The organism is Microbacterium sp. Y547, assembly GCF_057669785.1.
Genome location: NZ_JBYHFN010000006.1, coordinates 1 through 20,160, shown reverse-complemented (window position 1 = coordinate 20,160; position 20,160 = coordinate 1). Strand labels below are relative to the sequence as shown.

Sequence of the window (20,160 nt, the reverse complement as noted above, 5' to 3'; positions counted from 1 at the left end):
GAACCCCGCCCCCAACGCAAGGAGACGCGCAATGAAGGCACTCACGTGGCAAGGCACGCGCAGCGTAGCGGTCGAGGAGGTGCCCGATCCCGTCATCATCGAGCCCAAAGACGCGATCGTGAAGATCACCTCGACCGCCATCTGCGGGTCGGACCTGCACCTGTACGAAGTGTTCGGTCCGTACCTCGACCGCGGTGACATCCTGGGACACGAGCCGATGGGGGTCGTCGTCGAGGTCGGTGACGGCGTCACGAGCCTCGCGGTCGGCGACCGCGTCGTCGTGCCGTTCAACATCTCCTGCGGGCACTGCTTCATGTGCCGGCGCGGACTGCAGTCGCAGTGCGAAACGACGCAGGTGCGCGAGTACGGCAGCGGAGCGGCCCTGTTCGGCTATACGAAGCTCTACGGTCAGGTTCCCGGCGGCCAGGCGGAGTACCTGCGCGTGCCGCTGGCCGACTACAACCATGTGCGGGTCGGCGCCGACCTGCCCGATGACCGCTACCTCTACCTGAGTGACATCCTGCCGACCGCGTGGCAGGCGGTGGAGTATGCCGACGTGCCGGCGGGGGGCACTCTGGCCGTGCTGGGACTCGGTCCCGTCGGCCAGTTCGTCGCCCGCATCGGTGTTCAGCACGGCTTCCGGGTTCTCGCGATCGACCCCGAGCCGGAGCGCCGGGCGATGGCCGAGCGGCACGGCGCGCTCACGTACGACCTGACCGACACGGTCGTCGATGCGCTGCGCGATTTCACCGAGGGCCGCGGCGCAGACTCGGTCGTCGACGCCGTCGGCCTCGAAGCGCACGGCAGCAGCATCGCGGGTTTCGCGCAGAAGGCCGTCGGCCTGCTGCCGGATCCGCTCGCTCAGCGCCTTATGGACAAGGCCGGCGTCGACAGGCTCGCGGCGCTCTACGGAGCGATCGACCTCGTCCGCCGCGGTGGCACCGTCTCGCTGAGCGGCGTGTACGCCGGCGACGCCGATATCCTCCCCATGAAGACGATGTTCGACAAGCAGCTCTCGCTGCGCATGGGCCAGTGCAACGTCAAGCGCTGGATCGATGACCTCATGCCGCTCGTCGAGGATCCCGCCGATCCCCTCGGCGTCATGGACCTCGCGACCCACCACGTGCCGCTCAGCGAGGCGCCGCGCATGTATGACACGTTCCAGAAGAAGGAGGACGGGTGCATCAAGGTCGTCCTGACCCCGTGACCCAGACGGATGCCGCGCCCGAGACGGCGTGGCCGGGATCGGACTATCCGCTCGGGGCGACCTACGACGGCAACGGCACCAACTTCGCGATCTTCAGCAGCGGCGCCGAGCGGGTCGAGCTGTGCCTCTTCGACGGCGACGTCGAGACGCGCGTAGACCTCGTCGATGTCAACGCTTTCGTGTGGCACGCCTACCTTCCGGGCGTGCAACCGGGCCAGAGGTACGGCTACCGCGTGCACGGACCGTACGACCCCGCGAACGGGTTGCGCTTCAACGCCAACAAGCTGCTCCTCGATCCGTATGCGAAGGCGGTGGACGGGCGCATCCAGTGGTCGCAGGAGATGTTCGGCTACGACTTCGGCGACCCTGACTCGCGCAACGACGCGGATTCGGCCGCGCACATGATGAAGGGCGTCGTCGTCAACCCGTACTTCGACTGGGCGGGCGACCGTCACCCCGAGACCCCCTACGCCCAGACCCTCATCTACGAAGCCCACGTGAAGGGGCTCACGCAGCTGCATTCGCTCGTGCCCGAAGAACTGCGCGGCACCTACGCCGGCACGGCGCATCCCGCTGTGATCGAGCATCTGACGAAGCTCGGCGTGACGGCGCTCGAGCTCATGCCCGTGCACCAGTTCGTCGACGATTCGACGCTGCAGCAGAAGGGACTGTCGAACTACTGGGGCTACAACACGATCGGCTTCTTCGCGCCGCACAACGCCTACTCGTCGTCAGGCGAAGGCGGCGAGCAGGTGCAGGAGTTCAAGGCCATGGTCAAGGCTCTGCACGATGCCGGGATCGAGGTCATCCTCGACGTCGTCTACAACCACACGGCAGAGGGCAACCACCTCGGTCCCACCCTGTCGATGCGGGGCATCGACAACCGCGCGTACTACCGACTCGAAGCCGACGATCCCCGCTACTACACCGACTACACCGGCACGGGCAACAGCCTCAACGCGGGCGACCCGCACGCGCTGCAGCTGCTCATGGATTCGCTGCGCTACTGGGTGCTCGAGATGCACGTCGACGGATTCCGCTTCGACCTCGCCTCGACCCTCGCGCGGGAGTTCTACGACGTCGACCGGCTCGCGACGTTCTTCGAGCTCGTGCAGCAAGACCCCGTCGTGTCGCAGGTGAAGCTCATCGCCGAGCCGTGGGACGTCGGCCCAGGCGGGTACCAGGTCGGCAACTTCCCGCCGCAGTGGACCGAGTGGAACGGCAAGTACCGCGACACGGTGCGCGACTTCTGGCGCGGCGAACCGCAGGTGCTCGGGGAGTTCGCGGCGCGGCTGACCGGTTCGGCCGACCTGTACGAGCACTCCGGGCGCCGGCCCGCGGCATCCATCAACTTCGTCACGGCGCACGACGGCTTCACGCTGCGCGATCTCGTGTCGTACAACGACAAGCACAACGAGGCCAACGGCGAAGACGGTCGCGACGGCGAATCGCACAACCGGTCCTGGAACGGCGGCGTCGAAGGACCGACCGACGACCCTGCCGTGCTCACACTGCGCGCACGGCAGCAGCGCAACTTCCTCGCGACGCTGCTGCTGTCGCAGGGGGTGCCGATGATCTCGCACGGCGACGAGCTCGGCCGCACGCAGGGTGGCAACAACAACGTTTATTCGCAGGACAACCCGACGGCCTGGGTGGATTGGGAGGCCGCAGACCTGCCGCTCATCGACTTCACCGCCGCCGTCGCACGCCTGCGACGCGAGCACCCCACCTTCCGGCGCAGCCGGTTCTTCGACGGGCATCCGGTCGAGATGGCGGAGGGCGATCCCATCCCCGACGTCGTGTGGCTGCGACCCGACGGCACCGCCATGCGGCCCGAGGACTGGGACTCGGGATTCGGGCAGGCCATCGGGGTGTTCCTCAACGGCAGGGGCATCCGCGAGCGCGACCGCCGCGGCGAGCCCGTCACCGACCTGCACTTCATCGTGCTGTTCAACGCGGGCGCCGAGCCGATCGACTTCGCCATTCCGAGCGTCGCCTTCAGCCCGCAGTGGGGTGTGCACGTCGATACCGCTGGTGAGCTGCCGTCGGACGAGCCCGTCGCGCCGGGGTCGGTCGTGCGGGTGGAGGCGCGGGCGCTCGTCGTGCTCGGCGAGATCGATGAGCAGACGCGCGATGTCGAGGGCTCCGTCGCGGCATCACTGCGGCAATACGCCGTTGCCGCCTCTGGAGGGCGACCCGATCAGCGACACGTCTCGCTCGGATAGGAGCCGTACGCGGTGCGGTAGTGCTGGGCGAACCGCGAGGGGTTCGAGAACCCCCAGCGTCGTGCGAGGTCGGCGATCGTTCCCGTCGTACCCTCAAGCAGTTCGGCGCGGGCCCCCGCGAGTCGCGCCGAGCGCAGGTATGCGCTGGGAGTCTGCCCCGTTGCACGGCGGAAGGCGTACTGAAGCCCCCGTGTCGACATGCGCACGGCGGCGGCGACGTCGTCGATCGTGACGGCCTCACGGGCGTGATCGTCCATGTAGGCCATGGCGCGGCGCACGCTCGCCGAAGCGACGGTGCTCTGCCGATTGCGCTCGACGGCATCGAGGTAGGTCGTCGAGAAGGTCGACAGCGTCATGATGAGCGCGTGCCGGCGTATCTCCGCTTCGAGGATGGCGTCGCCCTCGCTCATGACGCCGAGCCCGTGCATGACGTGGCGGAACGTCGACTCCCACGCGCGAGCCGCCTCGGCGGTGCGAGGAGCCGGATCGGTCACCTCGAGCACGAGACGCTCGTCGCCGGACGCGTGCCGGGCGAGCTCCTCAGCGTGCGCCCGGTCGAAGACGAACGCGCGCACGTGCGCCGTGCCGTCCCACCGGGCCCGTGTCGGAGCGTCGGCCGCAAGCCACGGAAGAGAGGCGTCGAGAGTATGCCCGCCGCTGCTGACACGGCCGTGCTTGGTGGCGACACGACAGGCCATGAGCTGGTTCTCAGGCTCGATCGTCGAACTCACCCGCGCCGTCAACGATGTGGAGACGACCGACAGGCCCTCGATCTCGGCCGAAGCCCACTCGAAGGGGAACCGGTCTGGTTCGGCAGTCTCGAACCGGGCCGACGGCACGTGCCGCTGCCACATCTCTTCGGCCGAGCGTGCTCCGCGGCTCTGCAAACGCAGGACTTCTGCCATGTTCACTGGGTCTTTCAAGTCGTGGCCGCCCCAGCGTCCGCCACTGTCATCCTGACACGAATCGGACGTGGAGCGGCACATTGCCGGCGGACGCGGGCCACATCCGCGACCTGGCAGAATCGTCGTCATGCGTGAATCCTTCGTGTACGACGCCGTACGCACTCCCTTCGGTCGCGCGGGCGGCGCCCTGGCCGGCATCCGGCCCGATGATCTGGCCGCCGTCGTCATGCGCGCCACGATCGAGCGCACGGGTCTGGACCCCGCGCGGATCGATGACATCGTGTTCGGCGACGCCAATCAGGCCGGCGAAGACACCCGCAACGTCGCGCGCATGAGTGCCCTGCTCGCGGGTTTTCCCACGACGGTGCCCGGCGTGACCGTCAACAGGCTGTGCGGGTCGTCGGTCGAGGCTGTCATCCAGGCATCGCGGGCGATCGAGGCAGGTGACGCCGACATCGTGCTTGCGGGCGGTGTCGAGTCGATGAGTCGAGCGCCGTACGTCGTTGAGAAATCCCCGCGGCCGTGGCCGTCGCTCGGCAACCAGACGATGTGGAACACCGCGATCGGCTGGCGCATGACCAACCCTCGGCTGTCGCGCGATTGGACGATCTCGAACGGGGAGTCCGCCGAGAAGCTGGCCGGCATCTACGACATCTCGCGCGAAGAGCAGGACGCCTTCGCGCTGCGCAGCCACCGCCGCGCCGCCGAGGCCTGGGCCGACGGGGTGTACGACGACGAGATCGTGCAGGTACCCGGGGCCGCGCTCGCGCGAGACGAGGGCATCCGGGATGGCACGACGCTCGAGAAGCTCGGCGGCCTGTCCGCGCTGTTCGCCGCCGGCGGCACCGTGACGGCGGGCAACTCCTCGTCGCTCAACGACGGGGCCTCGGCCGTGCTGGTCGGAGGGGCCGGCGTGATCGATGCCGAACCGCTCGCCCGGATCGCCGGTCGCGCGGCGTTCGGGAACGCCCCCGATGTCTTCGGCGTCGCCCCCGTCGAAGCGGCGAACCGGGCGCTGGCGCGCGCGGGACGCACGTGGGCCGACGTCGATCTCGTCGAGCTCAACGAGGCGTTCGCGTCGCAGAGCCTCGCGTGCCTGCGCGGCTGGCCCGACCTCGACCCCGAGAAGGTCAATGTGCACGGTGGGGCGATCGCGATCGGGCATCCGCTCGGGGCATCAGGCGGCCGCATCATCGGGCACGCGGCGCATGAGCTGCGCCGTCGCGGGGGCGGTGTCGCCGTCGCGGCGATCTGCATCGGCGTCGGGCAAGGGCTCGCGGTCGTCCTCGAGCGCTGACCCGCATCTGCCGGCGCTGACGCCGGTGCGCGAGGGCTGACCCCGCCCGAAAGGAGGTGGTCATGAGCCCGAAGGCGTACCGGGGGGTGGACCGTGTGCGCGGCGAGGTGTCGAGACGGCATAAGATCGTCATGAATCTGTCTCAGAGGGCCCGTTGTCGCGTGTCCCCAGCACGTAATGCACAGACCGTCCCCCAGCGGTCGACAACCGGCTGACAGATCGAAAGGGCCCCTCGAGTGGTCAGCGCCAACTGCACCACTCGAGGGGCCGCCACGCAGTCTCGAAGACTGCATGTGTTGAGCGCGTCGCGACTTCGCCAGGGGTTACGAATAGCCCTCGACGCGCTCCGCGACCGCTTTCCCCAAGAATGCGGTCGGCCCCAGTGCTGAGACGACAATACTCCCTGAGCCCGTGTCCACCAAATGGTGGACACGGAGTTGTCACATACTCGACACGTTTCCTATACCGAGTCCATCCAGAGCGACCCGCAGAATGTCGGTCGCGAGAGTGTCGGCATCGAGTCCGCCACCCGGCCGATACCACTCCGTGAGCGAGTTGATCATGCCGAACATGAGACGCGTCGCGACCGCGCCGTCGACATCGGAACGCACTTCGCCCGCGTCCTGCGCGGCCGTCACGAGCGCCGTCACGCGGTGATCGAACGTGCGCCGACGCTCGAGCGCGCGGCGCTCGACGTCGCTGTTGCCCCGCACGTGCAGCAGCAGAGTCACCGACGGAAGGCGTTCGACGAGCACGAGCACGGCCCCGTGCAGCACGAATCGCAAGCGGTCGATCGGGGGGCCTGTGACGGCGGCGGGGGCGTCGAGGAGCGTTTCCAGCCCCGTCAGGGCGTCGTCGACGGCGACCTCGAGCAGCTCTTCGCGCGAGGCGAAATGGTGGTAGAGCGCGGACTTCGTCACCCCGAGGCGGGCCGCGAGATCGGCGACCGACGTCGCGTCGTACCCGCGCTCGTTGAACAGGTCCACCGCGACGGCGAGGATCGCTTCGCGCGAATAGCCCGGACGACCGCGGCGCGCGGGTGTCTCATGCTCGGCTGACGGAACGGATGCCACGCCTCAGTCTCCCATCGCCGCCTTGGGGCTCGCGGCTGATTCTGACATGATTACTGAACGATCGGTGAGAAAATACCGGTCGCGATCATCGCGCACCGTGGCGAGAGGACGAGGATGTCAGGCGAATCGACGGCTCTGCGCGTCGAGTACGCGAACGATCGCGTGCTGGCGACCCTTGATCGTCCGCAGACGCGCAATGCGATCGACCAGGCGACGATCGACGGCCTGCATGCGCTGTGCGAAGAGCTCGAGGCCTCGCCGCGCATCCTGATCCTCGCCGGTGCGGGGGGCGTGTTCGCGTCGGGTGCCGACATCGCCCAGCTGCGCGAACGCCGTGCCGCCGACGCTCGTCGGGGCATCAACACGACCGCCTTCCGGCGAGTGCGCGCGCTGCCGATGCCCGTCATCGCCGCCGTCGACGGATATGCCCTCGGCGGCGGAGCCGAGCTCGCCTATGCCGCCGACATCCGCATCGGCTCGCCCTCGCTGAAGATGGGAAACCCCGAGACGGGGCTCGGCATCATCGCCGCAGCCGGCGCGACGTGGCGCCTGCCCGAGATCGTCGGCGAGGCTCGCGCCGCCGAGCTGCTGCTGACCGGTCGCATCCTCGATGCCGACGAGGCCCTCGCGTGGGGCCTCGTCTCAGCCATCCACCCCTCGGACGAGCTCGTCGGTGCGGCGCACGCGATCGCCGACCGGATCGCGCGCAACGACCCGCTCGCCACGATGCACACCAAGCGGGCCCTGCTCGCGCCCGCCGACGCGCACCCGGCGATCGAGCTCGAGCTGCAGGCCGAGCTCTTCGAGAGCCCCGAGAAGGAGCGACGCATGACCGCCTTCCTCACCCGGAGGTCGCGATGAGCCCCGCCGCGCCCTCAGCTCCCGACGCGGCTGACGGGTCGGCTTCGGCCCCCCGGCACGTCGGCGTCCTCGGCGGCGGGCGTATGGGTACCGGCATCGCGCACGCCTTCGTGCTCGCCGGTGCCCGCGTCACCGTCGTCGAAGTGACCCCGGATGCCGCAGCCTCGGCCCGCATGCGCGTGCTCGAGTCGCTCGACCGGTCGGTCGCGCGCGGTGCGACCGCTCGCTCGCTCGACGACCTCGCAGGCGCCGTCTCGGTCGACAGCGACGCGCAGGCCTTCGCGTCGTGCGACCTCGTCGTCGAGGCCGTGCCCGAAGACCGCGGCCTCAAGCGCGACGCTCTCGCCCGCGTCGAGGCAGTGCTGCCCGATGGTGCTGTGCTCGCCTCGAACACGTCGTCGATCTCGATCGACGACCTCGCCGCCGACCTCGCGCACCCGCAGCGGTTCTTGGGCCTGCACTTCTTCAACCCCGTGCCCGCGTCGTCGCTCGTCGAGGTCGTGATCGGCGGCGCGACCGCCCCCGACCTCGTCGACACAGCCCGAGGATGGGTCGAAGCCCTCGGCAAGACACCCGTCGTCGTCCGTGACGCGCCGGGGTTCGCCTCGAGCCGGCTCGGCGTCGCCCTCGCCCTCGAGGCGATGCGCATGCTCGAAGAGGGCGTCGCCTCGGCGCAGGACATCGACCGTGCGATGGAGCTCGGCTACCGGCATCCGGTCGGCCCGCTGCGCACGACCGACATCGTCGGCCTGGACGTGCGGCTCGGCATCGCCGAAGAGCTGCACGACAAACTCGGAGACCGGTTCGCACCGCCCGCGCTGCTGCGCCGGATGGTCGCCGACGGTCACCTCGGACGCAAGAGCGGTCGGGGCTTCTACGAATGGAGTGAGACATGACCCGGATCCTGCCCAGCTACGTGCTCGACGCGTGGTGGACGCCCGACGCGTCAGAGGCCGAAGGCGGCACCGAAGTGCGCGACGCGTCGACGGGTGAGGTCATCACGGTCGTCAGCACCCACGGGCTCGATCTCGCCGGCGTGCTCGATCACGCGCGCACGACGGGGCAGCGCAGCCTCGGTGCCCTCACGTTCCACGAGCGCGCGGTGCTGCTCAAGCAGTTCGCGCTGGTTCTCAACGATCACCGCGAAGAGCTCTACGAGCTGTCACTGCGCGCCGGGTCGACCAAGCGTGACTCGCTGAACGACATCGACGGCGGTATCGGGGTGCTCTTCGCCTACTCGTCGAAGGGTCGCCGCGAACTGCCCAACTCGACCGTGTACGTCGACGGCCCCGTCGAGCCGCTCTCGAAGGACGGCTCGTTCCTCGGGCGTCATGTCTTCACCCGCCTGCCCGGCGTCGCCGTGCAGATCAACGCCTTCAACTTCCCGATGTGGGGCGCGCTGGAGAAGTTCGCCCCCGCTTTCCTCGCCGGTGTGCCGACGGTCGTCAAGCCCGCGACGCCCACCGCGTACATCGCCGAGGCGTGGGTGCGCATCCTCGTCGGTTCGGGCCTGCTCCCGGACGGATCGCTGCAGCTGGTCAGCGGCTCGGTGCCCGACCTGTTCGACCACGTGCGGCTCGGCGACCTCGTCGGATTCACCGGCAGTGCCTCGACGGCCGAACGCCTGCGCGACAAGGCCGACCGCGACGTGCGCTTCACGAGCGAAACCGACTCGATCAACGCCTCGGTGCTGGGCCCCGACGCGACGCCGGGCACCCCCGAGTTCGACGCGTACGTCAAGCAGCTCCTGGTCGAGATGACGACCAAGGCCGGGCAGAAGTGCACCGCGATCCGCCGAGCCATCGTGCCCGCGGCGTCCGTCGACGCATTCGTCGAGGCGGTCCGCGAGAAGATCGCCGAGCGCGTCGTGATCGGCGACCCCCACGTCGAGGGCGTCACGATGGGACCGCTCGTCTCGACGCAGCAGCGTGACGAGGTGCTGCGTCAGATCGCGGCCCTGCAAGACGCCGGTGGCCGGCTGCTCGTCGGATCGACGGATGCGCCCGAGGTCGTGCGCGCCGACGGAACGACGGGCCCCGCCCCCGACGGCGGCTTCGTCGCCCCCGTGCTGATCGGGTTCGCGGATGCCACGACCCCCGCCGTCCACGACATCGAGGCGTTCGGGCCGGTCGCGAGCGTCCTCGCGTACGACACGCTCGAAGAGGCGGCGCACCTGGTCGATCTGGGCGGCGGATCGCTCGTGACGAGCGTCGCCACGAACGACCCCGACGTCGCGGTCGAACTCATGACCCGCATCGCGGCGTTCAACGGGCGCGTGCTCTTCCTCAGCCGCGACAATGCCCGCACCTCGACCGGTCACGGTGCACCCGTGCCTCATCTCGTGCACGGCGGGCCCGGTCGCGCCGGCGGCGGAGAAGAGCTCGGCGGCATCCGCGCTGTGCTGCACCACATGCAGCGCACCGCCGTGCAGGGATCGCCCGAAATCCTCACGGCCCTCACCGGTGTGTGGCACGCGGGCGCTCCGGCGCAGGCGAATGGACGGCACCCGTTCCGCAAGTCGGTCTCCGAGCTCACGTTGGGCGACCAGATCGCGTCGGCATCCCGCGTCGTGACGCTCGAGGACATCGAGACCTTCGCGACCTTCACCGGTGACACGTTCTACGCGCACATGGACGAGGAATCGGCCGCGGCGAACCCGTTCTTCCCGGGGCGCGTCGCGCACGGCTACCTGCTCGTCTCGTGGGCGGCGGGGCTCTTCGTCGACCCCGACCCGGGACCCGTGCTCGCCAACTACGGGCTCGAGAACCTGCGGTTCATCACGCCCGTCTCACCCGACGACGAGATCCGCGTCACCCTCACGGCGAAGCAGATCACCCCGCGCGAGACCGACGAGTACGGCGAAGTGCGCTGGGATGCGGTGATCCACAACCAGCGAGACGAGATCGTCGCGACGTACGACGTGCTGACGCTCGTCGCCAAGGAGCCGGCGTGACCGACCCGGCCGAGTGGTTCGCCGGCCAGCGCGCGATGCTCAGATCGGATCGCGCGTCGGCCGCCCTCGGGATGGTCATCGAGCACGATGGTCCCGACTACTGCGCCGTGTCGATGCTCATCCGCGATGACATGACCAATGGGTTCGGCATGACGCACGGCGGCATGGTGTTCGCGCTCGCCGACACGGCGTTCGCGCTCGCGTGCAACGACGACGAGCAGGTGACGGTGGCTGCGGGCGCCGACATCTCGTTCCTCGCGCAGACGAGGGCCGGTCAGAGACTGCGCGCCGAAGCCCGCCGTCGTGCGGGCACGGCGCGCACGGGGCTGTACGACGTCACGGTGACCGATGAAGACGGCACCGTCGTCGCGGAGTTCCGCGGGCGCTCGGTCACGACCCGCGCTACACTTACTTAACGAGTGTTCTGTTATTCGAGGACGCTCAGAATCCGGAGTCGACGATGACATCACCAGAACTGGCCGCAGTGGACACCGCGGACGACCTCGCGACCTTCGACGCGCTCATCGCCGCGGAGCAGCGGATCGAGCCGCGTGACTGGATGCCCGACGCTTATCGGCGCACGCTCATCCGGCAGATCTCGCAGCACGCGCACTCCGAGATCATCGGCATGCAGCCCGAGGGCAACTGGATCACGCGCGCGCCGAGCCTCAAGCGCAAGGCGATCCTCATGGCCAAGGTGCAGGACGAAGCGGGCCACGGGCTCTATCTCTACTCGGCCGCCCAGACCCTCGGCATCACGCGCGACGAGATGACCGACCAGCTCATCGCGGGGCGGGCGAGGTATTCGTCGATCTTCAACTACCCGACGCCCTCGTGGGCCGACATGGGCGCCATCGGATGGCTCGTCGACGGCGCAGCGATCTGCAACCAGGTGCCGCTGTGCCGCGCGTCGTACGGGCCGTACGGACGCGCGATGGTGCGCATCTGCAAGGAGGAGTCGTTCCACCAGCGCCAGGGTTTCGAGATCCTGCTGACGCTCATGCGCGGAACGGAATCCCAGCGCGAAATGGCGCAGGAGTCGGTGAACCGCTGGTACTGGCCCTCTCTCATGATGTTCGGCCCGCCCGATGACGCGTCGCCCAATTCGGCGCAATCGATGGCGTGGAAGATCAAGCGCTTCTCGAACGACGAACTGCGCCAGCGCTTCATCGGGATGCTGGTGCCCCAGGCCGAGATCCTGGGGGTCACACTGCCCGACCCTGAACTGCGCTGGGACGAAGCCGAGCAGCGCTGGCACACGAGCGAGATCGATTGGACCGAGTTCAACGAAGTGCTCTCGGGCCGCGGGCCTATGAACGCCGAGCGGATCCGCAACCGCCGCAACGCTCACGAGGAGGGTGCCTGGGTGCGTGAGGCTGCCGCCGAATACGCGCGCAAGCAGGCAGCGAAGGCAGAAGGGGTGGCGGCATGATGACCACGGCGGGAGCATCAGACCGCGAGACCTGGCCCATGTGGGAGGTCTTCGTCCGCGCGAATCGCGGCCTGTCGCACGTGCACGCGGGGTCGTTGCATGCGCCCGATGCGGACATGGCTCTGCGCAACGCGCGCGACCTGTACACGCGCCGCGGCGAGGGCACCTCGGTGTGGGTCGTGCCGGCTGAAGCGATCACGACGAGCGACCCCGACGCCAAGGGCGCCTACTTCGAGAGCCCCGCGGGCAAGAACTACCGCCATGCCGTGTACTACACGGCATCCGAAGGGGTGCCGCACCTGTGAACGAGACGACGTCGAACCCGCACGGCGATGTGACGGTCGACCAGATCGAGCTCTCGGCCGAGCTCGCCGGCGGCGACGCCGTCGCCTCGCCCGAGGCGGGGGAGTACGCCCTCTGGCTCGGTGACGACGCGCTCGTGCTCGCACAGCAGCTGGGTGGCTGGATCGCCAAGGCGCCCGAGCTCGAAGAAGACGTCGCCCTGGCCAACATCGCGCTCGACCTGCTCGGCCACGCCCGGTCGCTCCTGCGCTATGCGGGCACGGCGACGGGTCGCACCGAGGACGATCTGGCCTACTGGCGCGACGAGCCCGAGTTCCGAAGCGCCTGGCTCTTCGAGCAGCCCAACGGCGACTTCGCGCAGACGATCGCGCGTCAGCTCGTGGCATCGGTCTACCTGTTCGAGCTCTACACGGCGCTGCAGCGGTCGACCGACGAGACCTTCGCGGCGATCGCGGCGAAGTCCGTGAAAGAGGTCGAATACCACCGCGACCACGCCGTGCAGTGGACGTTGCGCCTCGCCGGCGGAACCGACGAATCGCGGCGCCGCATGATCCGCGCGGTCGGCGACGTCTGGCCGTACGTCGACGAGCTTTTCCGCGACGAGCCGCTCACCGACGCCCTCGCCGAGGACGGCATCGCCGTGCGCCCGTCGGCGCTGCGTCCCGCGTTCGACGACGTCATCGCAGCAGTGTTCGCCGAAGCAGAGCTCGAGGTGCCCCAGGTGCCCGGCTCATCGGCCGGCGGACGTCACGGGCACCACTTCGCGACGCTCGGCTACCTGCTCGCCGAGATGCAGGTGCTCGCCAGGCAGCACCCGGGAGCGACATGGTGACCGTGCTTCCCGATGCCTGGACCGTCGCCGCGAGTGTGCTCGACCCCGAGGTTCCCGCGCTCACGATCGAAGACCTCGGCGTCCTGCGCGACGTCCGCGTCGACGGTGCTCACGTCACCGTGACGATCACGCCCACCTATTCGGGCTGCCCTGCGATGGACACGATCCGCGAAGACCTCGAGCTCACCCTCGGGGCCGCCGGCTTCGACGACGTCGACGTCCGCCTCGTGCTCTCGCCCGCGTGGACGACGGACTGGATGACGGACAACGGCAAGCGCAAGCTCGAGGAGTTCGGCATCGCCCCGCCGACCGGCCGCTCCGGGACCGGCGTCGTGCGGCTGCAGCTGGGTGTGCCGTGCCCGCGCTGCCGGTCGCTGCAGACCCGCGAGATCTCGCGGTTCGGCTCGACCTCCTGCAAGGCGCTGTGGGAATGCCGCGCGTGCCTTGAGCCCTTCGACCACTTCCGGGTGCACTGATGACGAACCTTCAGCAGACCGACGCGCCGACCGCGCGTCGACGCGGACGCTTCCACACGCTCCGGGTGGGCGCCGTGCGCGCCCTCACCGACAACGCGGTCGAGGTGACCTTCACCATTCCCGAGCAGCTGCGCGGCGACTTCGACTACTTCGCGGGTCAGCACGTGGCCCTGCGCACCATGATCGACGGACACGAGATGCGCCGGTCGTACTCGCTGTGCCGGGCGCTGGACGCGGGCGGCGGAGGCGACGGCCCCCGCACGATCAGCGTCGCGATCAAGCGCGACCAGGGTGGCCGGTTCTCGACGTGGGCGCAGACCGAGCTCAAGCCCGGCGACTCGATCGACGTCATGAGCCCGCAGGGCACATTCACGTCGGGCCTGGCCGATCTCGACGGCGCGCACGTCGCCGGGATCGCAGCGGGATCGGGCATCACGCCGCTCATGGCGCTCGCTGCGACGGTTCTGGGCAGGTCGGACACGTCGCGATTCACGCTCGTGTTCACGAACCGCTCGACGACCGACGTCATGTTCCTCGAAGAACTCGCCGACCTGAAGGACCGCTACCCGACGCGGCTTGCGCTTCACCACGTGCTCTCGCGCGAACAGCGGTCGGCGCCCCTGCTGTCGGGGCGTATCGACGAAGAGCGACTGCGGCGCATCCTCGACGCGCTCGTGCTGCCCGAAACGGTCGACGAGTGGTTCCTGTGCGGACCGTTCGAGCTCGTGCAGCTGTGCCGCGACACCCTCGAGGACATCGGCGTGGATCCCGCGCACGTGCGGTTCGAGCTGTTCACGACGGGCGAGCCCGGCGCTGAGCTGCCCAATGCGGGCCGGCCCGTCATCGTTCGTGAGGACGAGCCCGTGCGGCGCGTGGAGTTCTCGCTCGACGGGCAGTCGCAGAGCGTCGACAGCCCCGTCAGCGCCAACGAGACGATCCTCAACGCCGCGCTGCGGGTTCGCGGTGACGTGCCGTTCGCGTGCTCGGGTGGGGTGTGCGGCACATGCCGCGCGCTGCTCGTGGACGGGTCGGTGACGATGACCGAGAACTATGCGCTCGAACCCGACGAACTCGAGCGCGGCTACGTGCTCACATGCCAATCGCATCCGACGAGCGACCGGGTCGTCGTCGACTACGACGTGTGAACGGATGCCGCGGGCCGCGGCATCCGCGAAAGGACAACCATGATCGACCTCACGCTCGACGGCGACGTCGCGCACATCGTGCTCGACAACCCCGACAAGCTCAATGCGCTCGATGAGACGGCCATCCGCGACCTCGACCGCGCTTACGCCGAAGCGGCGGCCGCGGGCGTGCGTGCCCTCGTGCTGCGCGGCGAGGGGCGGGCATTCTGCGCGGGGCGCGATATCTCGGGGGTCGACCCGCGCGACGACGATGTCGTGGGTTACCTCGGCGGGCTCGTGACACCGCTGCTGCGGCGCATGGCCGACTTTCCCGCACCGACGTTCGCGGCAGCGCACGGGGCATGCCTGGGTGTCGGCCTCGGCCTTCTCATCGCGACCGACGTCGTCTACGTCGCTGATTCGGCCAAGATCGGGTCGCCCTTCGCGGGACTCGGCGCGACGCTGGACTCGGGTGGGCACGCGCTCTTCTATGAGCGCCTCGGCGCGCACAAGACGCTCGACCTGATCTACACGGGCCGCCTCATGTCGGGTACGGAAGCGGTCGAGTCGGGTTTGTTCTCACGCGTTCTTCCGGCGGAGGACGTGCAGGCGGCGACGATCGAGGCCACTCAGCGCGCGGCATCCGGAGCGACCGCCGCCTTCGTCGCGAGCAAGAAGCTCGTGGCTCGGCTGCGCGACGAGCGCCTGGCCCTGTGGGACTCGGTCGACATCGAGAACTCCGCGCAAGCGGCCCTGTGCGACACCGACGACTACCGCGAAGGGTTCGCGGCGTTCCAGCAGAAGCGCAAGCCGCAGTTCACGGGCCGCTGACGCCGATCCTGCGGTAGCCGCCCGGCACCGGCTCGATGAGGCCGAGGTCTTGGAAAGCGTCGAGCCAGCCGCCCATCGGCCAGGTGCCCCAGCGGTCGCGGAACAGTGCGCCGTTGCGCAGGATGTCGTCGAGGTGGCGGATCGGGGGGTTGTCGATCTGGTGGTGCTGGTGGAAGGCACGCGCGTCACCGATCCACGCGAGGTCGACTCCCTTCGCTCGCGCTGTCCAGGCGAAGTCGGTGTCCTCACCGCCGTACCCGACGTATCCCTGGTGGAATCCGCCGATGCGGTCCCACGTGTCCGCGCGCAGGGCGAAGGAGAGGGACCAGAAGAGGTCGTGCGATCCGCCGAGCCGGGTCTCTCCGCGCACGGGTGCCGGGCGCGCCGGGTGCGGGTCGTCCGAGGACGGCAGGGCACCCAGGTCGTAGCCGCCGGCCGGGGGAGCGGGGAGGTAGGTGACGGGGCCGCAGAGCAGACGGCGTTCGCCGGCGGCGCTCTCCGCCGCCGCACGGTAGCCGCCGATGAGCTCGGGACCCGGGAGGCAGTCGACGTCGAGGAACACGAGCACGTCGGCTCCGCCGTCGAGCGCCGTTGCCGCGCCGAGGTTGCGCGCGGCGGCGAGCGGCAGGCCGTCGGACGAGCACGGCAGTGAGACCACGCGGGGCGGCGGTCCTTCTGTTTCCCTGTGGGCGAGCGCGGGGTCGTCGATTGCGACGAGGATGTGCTCGTCGGGCTGTTCGTGCGAGAGGGACAGCGCCCGGCGCTGGTGGGCGAAGTGGTCATGCCGACCGTGCGCGATCGTGATGAGGGCGACGCGGGTCATCCGGGTCATCTGCTCTCGGAGATGACGGAGCGGATGACCGCGGCGGCCCGCTCGGCACCTGAGCCGTCGTTCCACGTCGCCCAGGCGCTTCCATCGAGTTCGCCCGCGGCCGCCAGGACGCTCGGCCAGTCGTCGCTGCCGTGCGGCCCCAGCACGATCGCCGGCCACGACGAGGTGCCGAGCACGCTGGCCGTCGTGGTCTGCTCGTCGTGGGGGCGTGTCTGCGGGAGGACGACGGCCGGTCGCCGCGCGGCCGACACTTCGGCGAGGATCCCTTCGCCCGCGTGGGTCACGACGACGTCGGCATCCAGGAGGGCGGTCCATGGTGCGGGGGACCAGCGACCCGACGATCCGCCGAGGTGCTCCCACTCCCAGTCCGGTGCGAGGGAGTCGCCCGCTGCGGCGAGAGAGCCGGAGTACTCGTCGCCCCCGGCTCCGCTCAGCACGAGCACCTTCCGTCTCGCTCGCGGTGCGCGGGTCTGGGGGGCATCGGCGGGTGGGGCGAATCGGGAGATCGCACCCACGGGATGAAGTCGCACCACGGCGTCGGCCGACAGTCCCGTGACCATCCCGGTCGCCTCCGCCGGCCAGGCGGCGATGATGGCCGCCGACACATCGAAGCCGAGAGTGTGTGCTGGGTCACCGCGCTGTCCGGGCAGAGCGACGGTGACCACGGGAACGCCCAGCAGTCGGGCCAGGAGCGCGACCTCGACGGACACGTCCACGACGATCGCGTCCGGACGCGCACGCGCGATCCACTCGGCGATCTCCGTCATGCGGTCGCGAAGCCCGGACGAGCCCAGCGGCACCCAGTGCAGCCGGCCGTTCGCTCGCGGGTCGAGTGCAGGGTCTGCGTCGTCGGGCGGGATCGAGACCCACAAGCCCGGCCATTCGGTCGGTCTTCGCGTCGACGAGAGGGCCGTCACCTCGTCGCCGAGGACGTTCGCGATCGCGGTCGCGCGCGAAAGATGTCCACGCCCGTGGTGGTGGATGTAGTAGCCGATCACGCCGCGCGTCGCCCGCCCATCGCGTACACGTCTTCGTAGGCGTCGAGCATCGCGTCGAGAGAGCAGCGGCGCACAGCATCTTCGCGCACATCCGTCCGTGAGAGGGCGGATGCCGCAACGATGGCGGCCGCGAGGCTCTGGGCGTCTCCGGGATCGGCGAGCCGCCCGCCCCCTTCGCCGATCGCCTCCGGCAGGCCACCTCGGCGGAAAGCCGCGACGGGCGTGCCGCAGGACATCGCCTCGGCGGCGACGAGCCCGTACGGCTCGTCCCACTGCGGGCTGGCGATCGCGACGGCGGAGCGTCCGACCAGCGTCGCCAGGGGCCCGGCGGCCAGGTGACCGCGGTAGCGGACGTCGGGCCCGAGGCGCGGGGCGATCTGCTGAGCGAAGTACGCCGCATCCAGTGCCGGTCCCGCGATGTCCAGGTCGAACCCCGCGAGGCGGGCGGCGTCGATCGCGAGATGCGGCGCCTTCTCGGGAACGAGCCTGCCGAACCAGACCGCAGAGTCACCGCCCGGCCCCGCCGGCCAGCGGTCGGCGTCGACGCCGTTGAGGACGATGCGTGCGGCGACCGAGGACGCCCACTGACGGGCCGTGAACGCGCTGACGGCGACGAACTCCGACGACGGGGACGCCCTGCGTATCGCCGACTCGAGCCACGGAGTGGGCGGTGTGTGAAGCGTCGTCAGCATCGGGACGCGCACCGCCTTCGACATCGCGATCGGCAGGTGATGAAGGCTGTTGTTGTGGATGACGTCGAAGCGCTCGTGGGCGGATTCGGCGAGCTCGAGCATGAGCTGCAAGTAAGCATCGTGCTCCTGCATCCACTGGTCGGGCGGTGCCGCGACGTCGCGCCGCGCGTCGTCGCTCGGGACGAACGGGTCGACGGACAGGTTTCGGCTGCCCAGGCTCGGGTCCGATCCAGGCGCGGCGAAGAGGGAGATGCTGTGGCCGCGCGCAGCAAGTGCACGGGCGAGGCTGTGCGTGTGCGCCTCAAGTCCGCCCGTGAACGGTTCGGCGACGGGGAATCGGCTGGACGCGATGAGGCAGATGCGCACGGGCGTCACCCCACCAGATCCTGATAGAGCCGTGCGTGGGCGCTCGCCACGTGCTCGCGCTGAGCCGCGCGCACGTCGATCGGGACGGGGGCTGGCCGCCCGTTGCGGTGTGCGCGCACGATCGCGTCGGTGAGGGATGCCGCATCCAGCCCCGTCTCGTCGTGCTGGTAGGTCTGGACGGGGCCCTGGTCTGCGTAGTATCCGCAGCTCGGCGCGACGACCGCCGTGCCGAGGTCGCGGCAGGCTTCGAGCCATCCGGAGTGCGTGCCGAAGCGGTAGGGGAGCACGGAGACATCGAGCGACTCGAGATAGTCCCAGAGGGCGGCGTCATCGAGGAAGTCGTGGACGTGGAGCTCGAGACACCCTGCTGCGGCCTCGGCGCGCAGAAGCTCCGCGAGCGCCCGGTCGTAGCGGGCGCCGTCGGCCTCGAGCACGTCGCGGTGGCCGTTCACCTGGAGCACCCCGCCGGGGATGTCTCGGACCGCCTCGACGAGCGTCGCGATCACGGGACCGGGATCCATGCTCGCCCGGATGCTCTTGACGTGGACGCCGACCCGGAAGGTGGCGGGCCGGTGTCGGTTGTCGCGAGTCCGGGACATCCGGTCGAAATCCACGACGTGCGGGTGCGGCAGGACGAGCGCTTCGCGCCCCCATCGCCGCGCGATCTCGGCGGCTGCGCCGGGGGTGAGGGTGATGAGCGCGTCGGCAGCGGGAATGAGGACGTCGAGCTGCGCGTCGTGCTCGGCGCGATCCAGGTGATGCGGGTTGCGCAGGTCGTGCACCGTGCACACGAGGGGGCGACCGGCTCGGCGCAACGCGTCGACGAGCTCTTGCAGCTCTGCGGGCGAGCGCGCATCGAAGCCGAACTGGATGTGGAACACGTCGAACTCGTCCGCGTGCGCCTTCGCCCATGCAGGCTCGAGCATGACCGGCGGCCACCAGCGCGACACGGCGGACCGCGCGGGGTCGTCGGGATCGGGGTCGGCCGGGCGGATGATCGTCGGGAGGGCGTTCTGCGCTACTGCGGCGTCGATGTGGCGCACGTAGACGTGGTCGGCGGGAACGGTCGCGACGCGGATCTCGCCTGTGCGAGGTTGGGTGCCCGCGCGGAGCGTGCGTACGTATGCGATGCTCATCGAGCTCCTTTTCGCGGTATGGGCAAAAAGGTATGTCGGGAGCTGGGCACGGTCATGGGGGTAGCCAGAAGCGCTTCTCGCGTGTATGACGCGGACGGTGTACGCGCATCTGTCTGGAGTCCGGGTTGCTGTTGCTGTTGCTGTTGCCGTTGCCGTTGCCGGCGGACGCGGCCCCGAGGCGGCGCTTGCCGATCCGCGGTGAGTCGGTCGAGAAGTCGGGTGGGCGAGCTGGTGACGGGTCGCCATTTCAGGTGGGGGTCCCACCAGGCGGGTCCACGGACTTCGGGAACACCGCGTCTCATTCGGATGCGCCACCCGCTGGTGTCGAGGGTGCGATGCTGCCACCAGCACAGGGGTATGCCGTTGTCGGTGTGTGGGGGACCGCCTCGGGAGTGTTCGTCGACGTGGTGCATTTCGCACCATTCGAAGGGGACGTGGCAGCCGGGGATGATGCACCCTCCGTCGCGGAGACCGATCGCACGACGCTGCCGCCGGCTGAATACCCGTTCCTGGGTGTAGATCGCGACGATCTGGTCGTTGTCGCCGAGCACGACCCGCCGCAGCCCCGGAACATGCGATGTGCCGGGCAGTAGTGCCCCGTAGCGTGGTGTAGCCCA

The 20,160-nt window shown here is 69.6% G+C and carries 19 protein-coding genes; 13 read left to right on the top strand and 6 right to left on the bottom strand.

Annotated elements, in window-relative coordinates:
* The first annotated feature begins 31 nt into the window (after positions 1-31).
* Together AC25Y0_RS10875 and glgX are read left to right on the top strand one after the other, a co-directional pair.
* Entirely contained in the window at positions 32-1,207 is a 1,176-nt protein-coding gene (locus tag AC25Y0_RS10875; protein WP_488134655.1) for an alcohol dehydrogenase catalytic domain-containing protein, read from the top strand.
* Complete coding sequence (gene glgX / locus AC25Y0_RS10870; RefSeq protein WP_488134654.1) at positions 1,180-3,432, top strand: glycogen debranching protein GlgX; 2,253 nt, start codon at positions 1,180-1,182, stop codon at positions 3,430-3,432. Before AC25Y0_RS10875 ends, glgX begins: the two co-directional genes overlap by 28 nt.
* Here glgX and AC25Y0_RS10865 read toward each other — a convergent pair.
* On the bottom strand, positions 3,408-4,337 hold the full coding sequence (locus AC25Y0_RS10865) for a helix-turn-helix domain-containing protein (RefSeq protein ID WP_488121896.1): 930 nt from the start codon (positions 4,335-4,337) through the stop codon (positions 3,408-3,410). The genes glgX and AC25Y0_RS10865 overlap by 25 nt on opposite strands.
* A gap of 127 nt (positions 4,338-4,464) precedes the next feature.
* Between AC25Y0_RS10865 and AC25Y0_RS10860 the strand changes: the two genes are divergently transcribed.
* Entirely contained in the window at positions 4,465-5,634 is a 1,170-nt protein-coding gene (locus AC25Y0_RS10860) for a thiolase family protein (protein WP_488134653.1), read from the top strand.
* Positions 5,635-6,074: 440 nt separating this feature from the next.
* Here the strand turns inward: AC25Y0_RS10860 and AC25Y0_RS10855 are convergent, their stop codons facing one another.
* Entirely contained in the window at positions 6,075-6,707 is a 633-nt protein-coding gene (locus AC25Y0_RS10855) for a TetR/AcrR family transcriptional regulator (protein ID WP_488121898.1), read from the bottom strand.
* A 114-nt stretch (positions 6,708-6,821) separates the two neighbouring features.
* On the opposite strand from AC25Y0_RS10855, the gene AC25Y0_RS10850 reads away from it, so the two are divergent.
* Genes AC25Y0_RS10850 through AC25Y0_RS10805 form a run of 10 tightly spaced genes read left to right on the top strand, consistent with a single transcriptional unit; the run spans position 6,822 to position 15,519 of the window.
* The gene (locus AC25Y0_RS10850; protein ID WP_488121899.1) at positions 6,822-7,568 is read left to right on the top strand and encodes an enoyl-CoA hydratase/isomerase family protein; all 747 of its coding nucleotides are present in this window, start codon (positions 6,822-6,824) and stop codon (positions 7,566-7,568) included.
* Positions 7,565-8,464: a 3-hydroxyacyl-CoA dehydrogenase family protein gene (locus AC25Y0_RS10845; protein WP_488134652.1), complete on the top strand. Its 900-nt coding sequence runs from the start codon at positions 7,565-7,567 to the stop codon at positions 8,462-8,464. The genes AC25Y0_RS10850 and AC25Y0_RS10845 overlap by 4 nt, the downstream gene beginning before the upstream one ends.
* Entirely contained in the window at positions 8,461-10,521 is a 2,061-nt protein-coding gene (paaZ, locus tag AC25Y0_RS10840; RefSeq protein ID WP_488121901.1) for a phenylacetic acid degradation bifunctional protein PaaZ, read from the top strand. Before AC25Y0_RS10845 ends, paaZ begins: the two co-directional genes overlap by 4 nt.
* A complete protein-coding gene (paaI, locus tag AC25Y0_RS10835) occupies positions 10,518-10,937 on the top strand; it encodes a hydroxyphenylacetyl-CoA thioesterase PaaI (RefSeq protein WP_488121902.1) in 420 nt (139 codons plus the stop codon). The genes paaZ and paaI overlap by 4 nt, the downstream gene beginning before the upstream one ends.
* Positions 10,938-10,981: 44 nt before the next feature.
* The gene (paaA, locus tag AC25Y0_RS10830) at positions 10,982-11,953 is read left to right on the top strand and encodes a 1,2-phenylacetyl-CoA epoxidase subunit PaaA (RefSeq protein ID WP_488121903.1); all 972 of its coding nucleotides are present in this window, start codon (positions 10,982-10,984) and stop codon (positions 11,951-11,953) included.
* Complete coding sequence (paaB, locus tag AC25Y0_RS10825; protein WP_488122284.1) at positions 11,953-12,258, top strand: 1,2-phenylacetyl-CoA epoxidase subunit PaaB; 306 nt, start codon at positions 11,953-11,955, stop codon at positions 12,256-12,258. The genes paaA and paaB overlap by 1 nt, the downstream gene beginning before the upstream one ends.
* On the top strand, positions 12,255-13,088 hold the full coding sequence (gene paaC, locus AC25Y0_RS10820) for a 1,2-phenylacetyl-CoA epoxidase subunit PaaC (protein ID WP_488121904.1): 834 nt from the start codon (positions 12,255-12,257) through the stop codon (positions 13,086-13,088). The genes paaB and paaC overlap by 4 nt, the downstream gene beginning before the upstream one ends.
* Positions 13,082-13,564, top strand: a complete 483-nt coding sequence (gene paaD, locus AC25Y0_RS10815; RefSeq protein ID WP_488121905.1) for a 1,2-phenylacetyl-CoA epoxidase subunit PaaD — start codon at positions 13,082-13,084, stop codon at positions 13,562-13,564. The genes paaC and paaD overlap by 7 nt, the downstream gene beginning before the upstream one ends.
* Positions 13,564-14,709, top strand: a complete 1,146-nt coding sequence (gene paaE, locus AC25Y0_RS10810; RefSeq protein ID WP_488121906.1) for a 1,2-phenylacetyl-CoA epoxidase subunit PaaE — start codon at positions 13,564-13,566, stop codon at positions 14,707-14,709. The genes paaD and paaE overlap by 1 nt, the downstream gene beginning before the upstream one ends.
* Positions 14,710-14,748: 39 nt before the next feature.
* On the top strand, positions 14,749-15,519 hold the full coding sequence (locus AC25Y0_RS10805; protein ID WP_488134651.1) for an enoyl-CoA hydratase/isomerase family protein: 771 nt from the start codon (positions 14,749-14,751) through the stop codon (positions 15,517-15,519).
* Here AC25Y0_RS10805 and AC25Y0_RS10800 read toward each other — a convergent pair.
* From AC25Y0_RS10800 to AC25Y0_RS10785, 4 genes are read right to left on the bottom strand one after another with little or no spacing between them, the layout of a single operon-like run.
* The gene (locus AC25Y0_RS10800) at positions 15,506-16,342 is read right to left on the bottom strand and encodes a glycosyltransferase family 2 protein (protein WP_488134650.1); all 837 of its coding nucleotides are present in this window, start codon (positions 16,340-16,342) and stop codon (positions 15,506-15,508) included. The two genes, AC25Y0_RS10805 and AC25Y0_RS10800, sit on opposite strands and share 14 nt — an antisense overlap.
* A gap of 5 nt (positions 16,343-16,347) precedes the next feature.
* Positions 16,348-17,349 carry a glycosyltransferase gene (locus AC25Y0_RS10795; RefSeq protein ID WP_488121909.1) on the bottom strand — a complete coding sequence of 334 codons (1,002 nt, stop codon included), beginning with the start codon at positions 17,347-17,349 and terminating at the stop codon, positions 16,348-16,350.
* On the bottom strand, positions 17,346-18,416 hold the full coding sequence (locus AC25Y0_RS10790; protein ID WP_488121910.1) for a glycosyltransferase: 1,071 nt from the start codon (positions 18,414-18,416) through the stop codon (positions 17,346-17,348). Before AC25Y0_RS10790 ends, AC25Y0_RS10795 begins: the two co-directional genes overlap by 4 nt.
* Entirely contained in the window at positions 18,413-19,543 is a 1,131-nt protein-coding gene (locus tag AC25Y0_RS10785) for a glycosyltransferase family protein (RefSeq protein ID WP_488121911.1), read from the bottom strand. Before AC25Y0_RS10785 ends, AC25Y0_RS10790 begins: the two co-directional genes overlap by 4 nt.
* Positions 19,544-20,160: the final 617 nt, after the last annotated feature.

Bases quoted from the DNA above. Each gene is read 5' to 3' on its own strand.
- AC25Y0_RS10875 (WP_488134655.1), top strand. From the start codon at position 32: ATGAAGGCACTCACGTGGCAAGGCACGCGCAGCGTAGCGGTCGAGGAG.
- AC25Y0_RS10865 (WP_488121896.1), bottom strand. From the start codon at position 4,337: ATGGCAGAAGTCCTGCGTTTGCAGAGCCGCGGAGCACGCTCGGCCGAA.
- AC25Y0_RS10860 (WP_488134653.1), top strand. From the start codon at position 4,465: ATGCGTGAATCCTTCGTGTACGACGCCGTACGCACTCCCTTCGGTCGC.
- AC25Y0_RS10850 (WP_488121899.1), top strand. From the start codon at position 6,822: ATGTCAGGCGAATCGACGGCTCTGCGCGTCGAGTACGCGAACGATCGC.
- AC25Y0_RS10845 (WP_488134652.1), top strand. From the start codon at position 7,565: ATGAGCCCCGCCGCGCCCTCAGCTCCCGACGCGGCTGACGGGTCGGCT.
- paaZ (WP_488121901.1), top strand. From the start codon at position 8,461: ATGACCCGGATCCTGCCCAGCTACGTGCTCGACGCGTGGTGGACGCCC.
- paaA (WP_488121903.1), top strand. From the start codon at position 10,982: ATGACATCACCAGAACTGGCCGCAGTGGACACCGCGGACGACCTCGCG.
- paaB (WP_488122284.1), top strand. From the start codon at position 11,953: ATGACCACGGCGGGAGCATCAGACCGCGAGACCTGGCCCATGTGGGAG.
- paaD (WP_488121905.1), top strand. From the start codon at position 13,082: ATGGTGACCGTGCTTCCCGATGCCTGGACCGTCGCCGCGAGTGTGCTC.
- paaE (WP_488121906.1), top strand. From the start codon at position 13,564: ATGACGAACCTTCAGCAGACCGACGCGCCGACCGCGCGTCGACGCGGA.
- AC25Y0_RS10805 (WP_488134651.1), top strand. From the start codon at position 14,749: ATGATCGACCTCACGCTCGACGGCGACGTCGCGCACATCGTGCTCGAC.
- AC25Y0_RS10800 (WP_488134650.1), bottom strand. From the start codon at position 16,342: ATGACCCGCGTCGCCCTCATCACGATCGCGCACGGTCGGCATGACCAC.
- AC25Y0_RS10785 (WP_488121911.1), bottom strand. From the start codon at position 19,543: ATGAGCATCGCATACGTACGCACGCTCCGCGCGGGCACCCAACCTCGC.